Origin of the sequence: Paenibacillus sp. D9 (assembly GCF_001188365.1) — a bacterium.
In the GTDB taxonomy this organism is placed as follows: domain Bacteria; phylum Bacillota; class Bacilli; order Paenibacillales; family Paenibacillaceae; genus Paenibacillus_O; species Paenibacillus_O humicus.
This window is the reverse complement of record NZ_JZEJ01000001.1, coordinates 2,234,075-2,246,636: the sequence shown is the minus strand read 5'-3', so window position 1 is coordinate 2,246,636 and position 12,562 is coordinate 2,234,075. Positions and strand designations below refer to the sequence as shown.

General features: G+C 59.6%; 9 protein-coding genes. All 9 read left to right on the top strand.

Features of this window, described 5'->3' with window-relative positions:
- Positions 1-225 precede the first annotated feature (225 nt).
- The 9 genes from VE23_RS10285 (at position 226) to glnA (ending at position 12,456) form a co-directional block, all read left to right on the top strand.
- Positions 226-1,821, top strand: coding sequence for a S1C family serine protease (locus tag VE23_RS10285; protein WP_049867930.1), 1,596 nt, complete (start codon positions 226-228; stop codon positions 1,819-1,821).
- Between the two features lie 162 nt (positions 1,822-1,983).
- The gene (locus VE23_RS10280) at positions 1,984-2,679 is read left to right on the top strand and encodes a response regulator transcription factor (protein ID WP_048748714.1); all 696 of its coding nucleotides are present in this window, start codon (positions 1,984-1,986) and stop codon (positions 2,677-2,679) included.
- A 2-nt stretch (positions 2,680-2,681) separates the two neighbouring features.
- On the top strand, positions 2,682-4,157 hold the full coding sequence (locus tag VE23_RS10275; protein WP_048748715.1) for a sensor histidine kinase: 1,476 nt from the start codon (positions 2,682-2,684) through the stop codon (positions 4,155-4,157).
- A 64-nt stretch (positions 4,158-4,221) separates the two neighbouring features.
- Positions 4,222-5,172: a 4-hydroxy-3-methylbut-2-enyl diphosphate reductase gene (locus VE23_RS10270; protein ID WP_048748716.1), complete on the top strand. Its 951-nt coding sequence runs from the start codon at positions 4,222-4,224 to the stop codon at positions 5,170-5,172.
- A gap of 13 nt (positions 5,173-5,185) precedes the next feature.
- The gene (locus tag VE23_RS10265; RefSeq protein ID WP_021879082.1) at positions 5,186-5,716 is read left to right on the top strand and encodes a DUF2062 domain-containing protein; all 531 of its coding nucleotides are present in this window, start codon (positions 5,186-5,188) and stop codon (positions 5,714-5,716) included.
- 171 nt (positions 5,717-5,887) lie between these two features.
- The gene (locus tag VE23_RS10260) at positions 5,888-8,290 is read left to right on the top strand and encodes an ArnT family glycosyltransferase (RefSeq protein ID WP_049867928.1); all 2,403 of its coding nucleotides are present in this window, start codon (positions 5,888-5,890) and stop codon (positions 8,288-8,290) included.
- A gap of 13 nt (positions 8,291-8,303) precedes the next feature.
- Positions 8,304-9,347 carry a glycosyltransferase family 2 protein gene (locus VE23_RS10255; RefSeq protein ID WP_084781389.1) on the top strand — a complete coding sequence of 348 codons (1,044 nt, stop codon included), beginning with the start codon at positions 8,304-8,306 and terminating at the stop codon, positions 9,345-9,347.
- Positions 9,348-9,636: 289 nt separating this feature from the next.
- Entirely contained in the window at positions 9,637-10,698 is a 1,062-nt protein-coding gene (gene aroF / locus VE23_RS10250) for a 3-deoxy-7-phosphoheptulonate synthase (RefSeq protein WP_048748718.1), read from the top strand.
- A gap of 333 nt (positions 10,699-11,031) precedes the next feature.
- Positions 11,032-12,456, top strand: a complete 1,425-nt coding sequence (glnA, locus tag VE23_RS10245) for a type I glutamate--ammonia ligase (RefSeq protein WP_048748719.1) — start codon at positions 11,032-11,034, stop codon at positions 12,454-12,456.
- Positions 12,457-12,562: the final 106 nt, after the last annotated feature.

The following is a 12,562-nucleotide window of genomic DNA, read 5'->3' as shown; positions in this document are numbered from 1 at the left end:
GGGCAAGGCCTTTGACCCGTTCCGGCGGAATCAAAGGTTTTTTATTTTGTCTTATGCCCTTTTTCAGTTTCTTTTAAGGTAGATTGTGCAAGATAGACACATAACCATTCCACGCTGGTTCCACGGACGTGCATGGCCGCGGGCAAGCCACTTCCGCAGGCAGTCCGGCGCCTCCCGCGGGGAGGATGAGGGAGCTCATTTCATAGAATCGAGGAGGAATTTTCGATGGAAGACAATCGCAATGGCAACGGCCGGTTCGACGGATTCTGGGACGAAGAGAACAAGAAAAACGAGGAGCGCGCAAAACAGGATTCGCCGGACAACTCCGGCGGCGAGCGCCAGGAAGGCTCCTCGTACTACTATTCTTACGGCCCCTTCCGCCAAGGACAGCCGGATCGGCAGGAACCGCGCCGGGAAGGGCAGCCTTCCGGGAGCTACGGCGCTTCCGAGGAGCGCCCGCAGGAGGGTCATTCGCGCGAGGTCGTCGTGACGCCTCCCCGCCAGCTGCGCCCGTTCGTACCGGCCGCCCATGCAGGCAAGGGCGAATGGCAGACCGGCGGCGGAAGCGGCGGCAAGCGGCGCGGAGGAGGCTTCCGCACCGCGGCGGTTTCCTTCCTCGCCGGCGTAATCGCTGTCGGCGGCCTGATGTGGGCGTCGGATGAGAACGACTGGTTCACGAAGGGACAGGCGCTGACCTCTTCGGGCGTCGTATCGGGCCAAGGAGACAACACGGCGGCTGCCAGCAAGGTTTCCACGGCGGCCGACACGACCCGTCCGATGAACATCTCGCAAATATCGGAAAAAGCTTCGCCGGCGGTCGTCCTGATCACGACCTACAGCAACGCCAGCAGCTCTTACGGCGGCGGCCTCGACAGCGATCCGTTCTTCCGCCAGTTCTTCGGCGACCAGTTCGGAGGAGGCGGCAGCAGCCGCGGCCAGCAGGGCGGAGAGCTGCAGGAGACGGGGCTCGGCTCCGGATTCTTCTTCGAGAAGGACGGCTATATTCTGACGAACCAGCACGTCATCGACGGCGCGCAGCAGATCAAGGTCAAGGTGCAGGGCACGACCAAGGAGCTGGAAGCGAAGCTGCTCGGAGCCCGCAAGGATCTCGATCTCGCCGTGCTCAAGGTAGAGCCGCAGGACGGCAAGGACTTCCCGACGCTGCCGCTCGGCGATTCCGAAGCCAGCAGCATCGGCGACTGGCTCGTCGCTATCGGCAACCCGAACGGCTTCGATCATTCCGTTACGGTAGGCGTGCTCAGCGCCCGCGAGCGTACGATCCAGGTCGCTTCGGAATCCGGCGGCACCGCTCGGAACTACCAGCATCTGCTGCAGACGGACGCCTCCATCAACCCCGGCAACTCCGGCGGTCCGCTGATCAACATGAACGGCGAAGTCATCGGCATCAATACCGCCATCAGCGCGGACTCGCAGGGCATCGGCTTCGCGATTCCGACGAGCACGATCAAGGAAGTCGTGGATCAGCTGAAGGCCGGCCAAAGCTCGGCTCCAAGCCCGTTCATCGGCGCGACGCTGGCTGACATCACGGACCAGATGAAGCAGGAGCTCGGCCTCAGCAGCACGGAAGGCTCCATCGTCCGGGAAACGACGTTCAATGCTCCGGCCTACAAGGCGGGCCTGCAGCAGTATGACGTCATCACCGGCATGGACGGAACGAAGTACAAAACGAAGGAAGATCTGATCGCGGTCATCCAGAAGAAAAAAGTCGGCGACAAGGTGACGATGAACGTCATCCGCAACGGCAAGAAGATGGACATCACGATCGAGATCGGCGACAAGAGCAAGTACAACGTCGAATAACCGTACGGCGAATGTCCGGTTGTTCCGGAGCGCAGGCGTAGTCACGCCTGCGCTCCTGTTATGTCCGCCCCGCCGGGGAAGCGGGACGGACCGGCTGCGGTTTTCAATTCGCCGCCGGCTGAGGTAGGATAGAATCAACGAGCAAGCGAGGGGAGCTGGGCCATGAGACCGCATATCGTGGTGGTAGACGATGACGAGAAGATTACATCCATGCTGCGCCGCAGCCTGGCGTTCGAGGGATACGAGGTCACGACGGCCGGCAACGGGCTGGAAGGGCTGAAGGCGCTGCTCGGAGCCGATCCGCAGCTGCTGATCCTTGATGTCATGATGCCGCAGGTGGACGGCTGGGAAGTATGCAGGCGCGTCAGGGAAGGCGGCAGCGCCGTGCCGATCCTGATGCTGACCGCCAAGGACGATATCCATGACCGCGTGAAGGGGCTCGATCTCGGCGCGGACGATTATCTGGTGAAGCCGTTCGCGCTCGAGGAGCTGCTCGCGCGGGTGCGCGCGCTGCTGCGCCGCAAGCCGGACAAGCTGGAGGAGCCGGGCAACCGGCTGTCCTTCGAAAATCTCATTCTCGACCTGGATTCCCGCGAAGCGATGCGCGGCGGACGCCGCATCGAGCTGACCGCCAAGGAATTCGACCTGCTCCACCTGTTCATGCAGAATCCGAAGCGAGTCCTTACCCGCGACTCCATCATGGACAAGATCTGGGGCTACGATTACAGCGGGGAGTCGAACGTGCTGGAAGTCTATATCGCCATGCTGCGGCAGAAAACCGAGGATGCCGGTACGGACAGCCGCCTGATCCAGACGGTACGGGGCACCGGTTACGTCCTCCGCGGAGGAGTGAGCTAGAAGTGTCCATCCGATTCAAGCTTACGCTTACCTACAGCGCGATTCTTGCCGTCATCCTCATCGTCATGGGGGGGACGGTTTATGCTTTCCAGAGCTATAAGGCCTATTCCGACGTGAAGAACAAGCTGGAAGCCCAAGGGAAGGATTTGAGCAACCAGATTCAGCAATACAGCATCTTGGATCCCGGGCAGCTGCGGGTGAAGCCTTCCTCTCTGCAGCAGGAAAAGTCCTACATCCAAATTGTTGATTACCGTGCGGGAACCTACAGGCTTTCTGCGGAAATGGAACAGTACCATCTTCTTTTTCCCTTTGAGAAGGATCCTGCGCTTGTTGCCGAAAAAGCCCGGTTCGCCAAAACCAATGTCAATGGCTATCCCTTTTACGTCTACCAGTGGCCGATTGTGGACATGAGCTCCAAGGTCGTGGGACTGCTGCAAGTGGGGTATCTTATTAATGTCCAGGACAATTCGCTGCAGCAGCTCCGCACGATTCTCGTCTTCACCTCGCTGATCGGCCTCGTCGTCGCTTTCACCGTCGGGATGCTGATGGCCCGCCAGTCGCTGCGCCCGATCGAGATCGTCATCCAGGCTGCGGAGCAGATCGAGAAGGGCTCCGACCTCAGCATGCGCATCGCCTGGAATGGTCCGAACGACGAGCTTGGCAAGCTGACCGATACGCTGAACGGGATGTTAGGACGCATGGAGCTGGCCTACAACGAGCTGGACGAAGCTTACGACGCGCAGCGCCGATTCGTCTCCGACGCCTCCCATGAGCTGCGTACGCCGCTGACGACGATCCGCGGCAATATCGATCTGCTCGAAAAAATCTGGAAGCCGGCTCTCGAAGACGGTACGAACCGCATCCCCGAGGTTTCCGAGCATGAAGCGATGCGCCAGGAAATGTCCCGCGAGGCGATGAGGGATATCGGGGACGAGGCGCGGCGGATGAGCCGGCTCGTCAACGATCTGCTCGCCCTGGCGCGGGCCGACGCGGGCTTCGTCATGGAGAAGAAGCCGGTGGAGCTGACTGCGGTCGTCGAGGATGTCGTGCGGCGCGCTTCCATGCTGCCGCGCACGGCAAGCTGGAAGCCGGGGGATCTTTCTTCCCTGGAGGGAGTCGGCGTCCTCGGCAACGAGGATTATTTGCGCCAGCTGCTCTTCATCTTCATCGAGAACGCGTTCAAGTACACGCCGGAAGGCAGCGTCATGCTGAGGGCCGTCGTCAGCGGCGCCCAGGCAGGCATCATTATCCAGGATACCGGCCTCGGCATGGAGCCCGAGCAGGTTCCCCATATCTTCGAGCGGTTCTACCGCGCAGACGAATCGCGCGGAATTACAAGCGGCACCGGGCTCGGACTGTCCATCGCGAAGTGGATCATCGACGAGCATGAAGGCTCCGTCGAGGTGCGGACGATTCCGGGAGCGGGAACGACGTTTACGGTTTGGCTGCCTATCGCCTTTTCTGTGCATGTCGAATAGAGTATAATGAATACAGTGCGGCCGTACCGGATAGTTCAAGCCGGCCGGGAAAGCAGGTATTTCGATGGAAGTGGTCAAGATTTCGCCGCGCGGCTATTGCTACGGCGTCGTGGATGCCATGGTGCTGGCTCTTCAGACGGCTCGCAACCTGGATCTGCCGCGTCCTATATACATTCTGGGCATGATCGTTCACAACGGCCATGTGACGGAGGCATTCAAGGAAGAAGGCATCATTACGCTCGACGGGGAGAACCGCTTGGAAATTCTCGAGCAGGTGGAGAAGGGGACGGTCATCTTCACCGCGCACGGAGTGTCGCCGGAGGTGCGGCGCCGCGCCAAGGAGAAGGGGCTGACGGTCGTCGATGCGACCTGTCCGGACGTGACGAAGACGCATGATCTCATCTCCGAGAAGACCGCAGAGGGCTACCATATCATCTATATCGGCAAAAAGGGCCATCCGGAGCCGGAAGGCGCGGTCGGGGTCGCTCCCGATTTCGTGCATCTCATCGAGAGAGAAGCGGACATCGAGGTGCTGGATGTACCCGGAGACCGGATTCTCATCACGAATCAGACGACGATGTCCCAGTGGGATATCCGGCATCTCATCGCGAAGCTGCTGGAGAAGTACCCTGCGGCCGAGATCCACAACGAGATTTGCCTGGCTACACAGGTTCGCCAGGAGGCGGTGGCCGATCAGGCCGGGCAGGCCGAGCTGACGATCGTCGTCGGCGATCCGCGGAGCAACAACTCCAACCGTCTTGCCCAGGTATCGGAGGAGATATCCGGGGTGCCGGCTTATCGGATCGCCGACTTGTCGGAGCTCAAGCTGGAATGGCTGCAAGGCAAGCAGCGCGTATCGGTGACATCCGGCGCTTCCACGCCGACGCCGCTTACGCGCGAGGTCGTCGATTTTCTGGAACGTTACGACGAGAAGGATGCTTCCACCTGGGAATTGAAGCGTACGGTCGACATGAAGAAGCTGCTTCCCAAGATCAAGACCAAGTCGGGCGCATAAAGAGGGTAGGAAGATGGCTGGCAATATAGCAAAATCCAAACCGAGGCCGATGTCTGCTCGGATCGGACGCTGGATCCGGTACAAATTCATACAGCTGCTGAGGGCTCCTGGCGGTCCGTCCTTCGTGGCGATGGGCTTCTCGATCGGCTTGTTCTGTGAAATGTTCACGCTGCCCACGTACGGGCTGGCATTTTTCCTGATCTTCCCTCTGATCTATATGCTGCGCGGCAGCCTCGCGGGGGCTCTGATCGGATTCGTCATCGGGAAGGTCATCTATCTGCCGTTCGCTTATCTCCACAACAAGGTCGGCGGATGGGTGCTCCCGACACATCTCGTGTTCGACATTCCGTTTGTCGGGGCGGAGGTCAACCGGTTCCTGCTTCTCAACTTCAAGCTGATTGTAGGCGGCGTCATCGACGGCATTTGGCTGGGCGCCCTGCTGTTCTTCCCCGTCCGTGCCCTGCTGCGGTATTATGCGGCGCGGCGCAAGGAGAAGCGCAGGCTGCGCCGGGTTCTCCCGCCGACCCGTACGGTATCGGAATGATTCATTACCCCATACGGCAGATTTCAAGCGTTTCTTCTATTACATAGAAGAAGCGCTTTTTTCTGTCCGCCCAGTTTCGTTCTATTTCTACGATCGGGAAGGTCGTTCATTTAAGGTTCATTTTGGCGACTTACAATGAGCCCATGACCCGATAGAGGAGTGGAGATAGAGATGAAGATCAGGGAGAGGGCAGGATCCGGCAGGCGGCTGGATCTGGTGCTGGCCGCCGCCATGCTGGCGTCCGCTTTTTTGAACCTGTACGGGATAGGGAAGGAAACCTACGCCAATACGTATTACACGACTGCGGTAGGCAGCATGCTGCAGAGCTGGCATAACTTCTTCTACGGCTCGCTGGACTCCGCCGGCTCGGTGACGGTGGACAAACCCCCGCTTGCCTTCTGGATCCAGACGGCGTTCGCGTATGTATTCGGCTTGCATGGCTGGAGCGTCATTTTGCCGCAAGCGCTGGCTGGAATCGGCTCGGTGCTGCTCGTCTACCTGCTCGTGAAGCCTTCCTTCGGACTCGCCGCCGCGCGCATCGCAGCCTTCGGGATGGCGCTCGCGCCGGTCGGCGTCGCGGTGGCGAGAACGAACAATATCGACGCGATGCTCGTCTTCACGCTCCTGCTGGCGGCTTGGTTTCTGCTGCGAGGAGTACGAGGGCAGCGGACGGGCAGCCTGCTGGCTTCCTTCGCCCTGATCGGAGCGGCATTCAACATGAAGATGCTCCAGGCGTACATGGTCCTGCCGGCTTTTTATCTGCTCTATCTGCTGGCGGTACGCTTCCCTTGGAAAAAGAAGCTGACGGTGCTGGCTGGAGCGACGGTTCTCATGCTGGCCGTATCCGTATCCTGGGCGGCAATCGTAGATTCCGTGCCGGCCGACAAGCGGCCCTATATAGGGAGCAGCACAGACAATTCGGTGCTGCAGCTCGCTTTCGGCTACAACGGCGTTTCGCGGCTGACGGGAGACCGCAGCCCCGGAGGCCAGGGCGGAGCCGGAGGATTCCCGGGAGCAATGGCTCCGGACGGCGCGCTGCCTGAAGGCAGCCAGGGCCAGGGTGGAATGCTGCCGGGAAATGAAGGCGGCGCCGGGCAGGACGGACAAGCGCCAAACGGAACCGGAGTGACCGGACAGGACGGCCCGCCTCAAAGCGATCGCAACGGCGCGGACGGACAAAGCCAGCGGGACGGCTCCGGCCGTTTCGAGCGGGCCGGAGGAGCGGCGGGCATTCCCGGAGGCTTCGGCGGCAATGGAGGCCGGGCTGGCGGCATGTTCGGCACCGGGGAGAAGGGGCCGCTCCGCTTGTTCCAGCAGGCTCTCTCCGGCCAAGCGAGCTGGCTGCTGCCGTTTGCCCTGATTGCGGCAGTCGCGCTGCTCTCTACATGGAGACGGAAATCCATGACGGAAAAGCACAAGGAAACGCTGTTCTGGCTGGCCTGGCTTATTCCCGTCGGCGGATTTTTCAGCATCGCCGGCTTCTTCCACTCCTATTACCTCATCATGCTCGCTCCTCCGGCAGCGGCTTTGTTCGGGGCGGGCTGGAGCGAGATGTGGGCGAAATACCGCCAAGGAAGAGGCTGGCAGATCTATCTGCTGCCGGGTGCCGTCGCGGCGACCTCGATGTTCCAATGGTACATCCTGCGTCCTTACGAGAGCACGATCGGCGTAGGCTGGTCGCTCGCCGTCGCGGGGCTTGGACTGCTCGCCGCGCTCATCCTCGCCGTCCTGAATTCGCGCGACAACAGCGCTGCGGTCCGATGGACCGCCGCCGCGGCTGCCGCGGTGCTGCTGATCGGTCCCGCCTACTGGTCGGCGACTCCGATCGTGTACGGCCAGAACTCGATGATCCCCGCAGCCGGCCCCGACGGCAAGAACAGCATGGGAGGCGGAAGGGGCGGATTTGCCGCAGCCGGGTCCAGGACCGGCGGGCAATGGGAAGCGATGAACGGAGGACAGGGCGGATGGCCGAATGCATCGGAGCGAGGCGGACGGCCGAATGCTTCCGGGCAGCCGGGAATGCAAGGAGGCTTGCAAGGCCAGCCCGGTTCGGCGGGAGACGGCGGGAGCGAGGGCTTCTCCGGCTTCCAAGGAGCCGGAGGAGGATTCCCGGGTCAAACCGGGGGCTTCCAGGGCATGCCGGGAGGAGCCGGCGGCAAGGGAGGAAGCGAGAGCTTGAACGAAGGGCTGCTCGCTTATTTGAAGCAAAACCAGACGACCGATTATTTGCTCGCCGTGTCCGATTACGGGACAGCCGCTCCTTATATCGTGGAGGCCAAGCAGAAGGTCGTCATCCTGCACGGCTTCCAGAACTCGGATCCGGTCTATGACTCCGCCAAGCTGGAGCAGCTGGTGAAGTCGGGCAAACTGAAGTATTTCCTCGTCGGAGGATCGGGCGGAGCAGGCGGCCGTGATGGCGGCAGCGACCTCAATGCCTGGATCGAAGAGCATGGCAAGGCCGTTGACGCAAGCGAGTACGGCGGTTCCCCGGCGGCAAGTCCGGAGGGAGAGACATCCGGCAGCGCCGGACCTGGACGCGGAAGCGCCGTTCTATACGAAGTGACTCTGGATTAGGGAGGCATGGAACATGAGCCAGGTTCAAGTATCGGTTGTCATCCCCGTGTACAACGAAGAAGAGGTGCTGCCGGAAACCTATCTTCGTCTGAAAAGCGTGATGGAGGGCATCGGCTGCCGCTACGAGCTGATCTTCGTCAACGACGGCAGCCGCGACCTTTCCGGGGCGATGATCGAGGATTGGTCCCGCAAGGATTCCGCCGTGCGGCTGCTTGATTTCTCGCGCAACTTCGGCCATCAGATCGCGATCACGGCCGGCATGGACCATGCCGCCGGAGAGGCGGTCGTCATCATCGATGCGGATCTGCAGGATCCGCCCGAGCTGATTGTCCCGATGCTGGAGAAGTGGCGGGAAGGCTACGACGTCGTGTATGCCAAGCGCGTCAGCAGAAGCGGAGAGACCGCGTTCAAAAAGTGGTCCGCCAGTCTGTTCTACCGTGTTCTGCGGGCATCGACGGATATATCGATTCCGGTCGACACCGGAGATTTCCGACTGATGGACCGCCAGGTGCTGGAGCAGATGAAGCGCCTGCACGAGAGCAGCCGCTTCGTCCGAGGGCTTGTCAGCTGGGTCGGCTTCCGCCAGACTGCGCTGGAGTACGAGCGCGACGAGAGATTCGCCGGGGAGACGAAATATCCGCTGAAGCGGATGGTGAAGCTGTGCCTGGACGGGATTACTTCCTTCTCGACCAAGCCGCTGAAGATTGCGGGTTACGCGGGAGCGCTGCTGTCGGCGACGGGATTCTTCTATCTGCTCGTCGTTCTATGGCAGGCGTTGTTCACCTCCGGCACGATGAAGGGCTGGGCGTCGATGATGGCGGTCATGCTCCTGTTCAACGGCTTCGTGCTTGCCATGCTTGGCGTTCTCGGCGAGTATGTGGGGCGGATCTATGAGGAGGCCAAGGGGCGGCCGCTCTATATTCTGCGGGAAGCAAGAGCTCGCCCGGTCTTCGGCGAAGGCGGCGGAGGAGCATCCGGACCCAGGAGGCCCGAAGCCTTCTCCCACCCGGGTGCGCCGGCTGTCGGAATGAGCCGGAGAAGCTCAACGGGCCGCTGACGGCCGCTCAAGAGCAGAGCTGCGCTTCTGCGCAAACATGAAGGATGAAAGCTGCGACACCGGCTCCATATCTTGAGTTCGTCCTATCTTCGATTCATGGGAATGATAGGAAATAGGCTGGCCGGTCGATATCGGCCGGCCTTTTTATGCATCAAAGCATCTCGGGGAGCATATCTTGTGGAAACGGACCTTGACGTAGGCGGAGCAACCTTGTATAGTTACTTTATTGAATAAAAGCATAAAAGCTTAAAAGCGAACAAGCGCGAAAGCGGAACGGAGCGTGTTTATTGTGATCGTCATTACCCAATCATCCATTAACGAAGAGCGCATACAGGAAATCGTATCCCATATCGAGCGTGCGGGCGTGCAGGCCCATGTCTCCCGCGGTATCGACCGGACCGTCATCGGCATTATCGGCAAGGCGGAGCCGGCCCTGGCGGAGCATCTGCGCCAGATGAAGGGCGTGGAGAATGTCATCAAGATCTCCAAGTCCTACAAGCTGGCCAGCCGCGACTTCCACCCCGACGATACGATCATCGACATCAAGGGAGTCAAGATCGGCGGCAGCAATCTTGTCATCATGGGCGGTCCTTGCGCCGTTGAGACTCCGGAGCAGATCGACGAGATCGCCCGTCTCGTCAAGGCGGCCGGCGGCCAAGTGCTGCGCGGCGGCGCCTTCAAGCCGCGAACCGGCCCGTACAGCTTCCAGGGCGTCGGCGTGGAAGGACTGGAGATGATGGCGGATGCGGGACGGCGCCACGGCCTCCTCACGATTACGGAAGTGATGACTCCTGAATACGTCGACATCTGCGCGGAGCATGCCGATATTCTGCAGGTCGGCACCCGCAACATGCAGAACTTCGATCTTCTGCGCAAGCTCGGCACGATCCGGACGCCGGTGCTGCTCAAGCGCGGCTTCAGCTCCACATACGATGAATTCCTCAACGCGGCGGAATACATCCTGGCAGGGGGCAATCCCAATGTGATGCTTTGCGAGCGGGGAATCCGCACGTTCGAGACATACACCCGCAATACGCTCGATCTGTCGGCGATTCCGGTGCTGCAAGGGCTCAGCCATCTGCCGGTCATCTCGGATCCGAGCCATGGAACGGGACGCCGCGAGCTGGTGGAGCCGATGGCCAAAGCTTCCGTCGCAGCCGGCGCCAACGGGCTCATCATTGAAATGCATACGGATCCCGACAATTCCATGACGGGAGACGGCGTCCAGTCGCTGTTCCCGGATCAATTCGCCCGCCTGCTCAAGGATTTGGAGAAGCTCGCGCCGATCGTCGGCAAGAATTTTGACACGAGCAAGGCGGAAGCGGAGCAATTTGCGGTCTGGCAGAAGTAGAAACGGCTTCCGGGAAGAGAGATAAAGAAAGCGCTTCCGCATAAATATTCACGACGCTGAATTTCGACAGCTCCTGCTAATATCGATATTGTTCGTAATACATCCGTAAACCCTTTTACGTCAAGGGATTACGGATGTTTGCGTTGAGAGCGTCCGCAGAATGTGAATATTGTATAAATGTTGTGAGTATTGCTTACACTTGTTCCAAAAATACCTGACATACCTATTGACGCTTTAAAGCAACGGTTTTATAATTACTTCAAGGTTTAGAGCCAAAGTTGAACAATCTCGGTCTTAACTAATGCTAACGTTCGGAAATGGAGGAAATTTTACATGTCAGTTCAAAGCGTATTGGACAAAATCAAAGAAAATAACATCCAGTTTGTCGATTTCCGGTTCGTGGATCTTTCCGGCCGTGCTCACCACATCACTCTTCCTGCGACGGAAGTTGACGGTGACACGTTCGTGAACGGCGTCGCATTTGACGGTTCCTCGATCCCTGGCTTCCGCGGCATCGAAGAATCTGACATGGTCATGATGCCGGATACCGGTTCGGTGTTCCTGGATCCATTCACCGATCACCCGACTTTGAACGTTATGTGCAATATCTTCACACCGGATGGCGAACGCTACGACCGCGACCCGCGGAGCATCGCCCAGAAGGCAGAGGAATTCCTCCAATCCTCCGGCGTCGGCACGACAGCATTTTTTGCCCCTGAGTCCGAGTTCTTCGTCTTTGACGACGTGCGTTACGAAAGCTCGATGAACTCTTCCTCCTACTTCGTCGATTCCGAAGAAGCGGCCTGGAACACGAACCGCAAGGAAGAGGGCGGCAACCTGGCGTTCAAAGTAGGCGTCAAAGGCGGCTACGTGCCGGTTGCCCCTGTCGATTCCCAGCAAGACCTCCGCAGCGAGATGGTCCGCCTGATGCAGGAAGCGGGACTCCGCGTCGAGCGCCATCACCATGAGGTGGCTACGGCCGGCCAAGCGGAGATCAACTTCCGCTTCGATACGCTGACCAAGACGGCCGACAATCTCCTGCTCTACAAATACATCGTGCACAACACAGCCCGCCAGTACGGCAAAGTGGCTACGTTCATGCCGAAACCGCTCTTCGGAGACAACGGCAGCGGCATGCACGTCCACCAATCGATCTTCAACGGCGATTCGCCGCTGTTCTACGAAAAAGGCGGCTACGGCAACCTGAGCGAAATGGCGCTGCATTACATCGGCGGCATTCTGCATCACGCTCCGGCGCTGATCGCGCTGACCAACCCGAGCACGAACTCCTTCAAACGCCTCGTTCCAGGCTATGAAGCGCCGGTCAACCTGGTATTCTCCAAGGGCAACCGTTCCGCTGCCGTCCGTATTCCGGTTGCAGCCGTTACGCCTAAGGGCTGCCGCATCGAGTTCCGTACGCCGGATTCCACGGCGAACCCGTACCTGTCCTTCGCGGCGATGCTGCTTGCAGGACTGGACGGCGTGAAGCGCAAAATCGATCCGACCGCACTCGGATTCGGTCCTTACGACAAGAACATCTACGAGTTGTCCGACGAAGACAAAAAAGAAATCCGCAGCGTTCCAGGATCCCTGGAAGAAGCTCTGGATGCGCTGGAAGCCGATTCCGGGTTCCTTACCGAAAACGGCGTCTTCAGCCAGGACTTCATCGACAACTATGTCGCCTTCAAGCGTCAGGAAGCCAAAGCTGTCGCTATCCGCGTCCATCCGCATGAGTACGGCCTCTATTTCGACTGCTAATCCGGACTTATCCCTTTCAAGATCAGAAGCTCCCTTATCGGGAGCTTCTTTTTTTGCTCAAAGACGAATGATCTTACATGCTTCATCATGCAGCGTTCGTGAAATT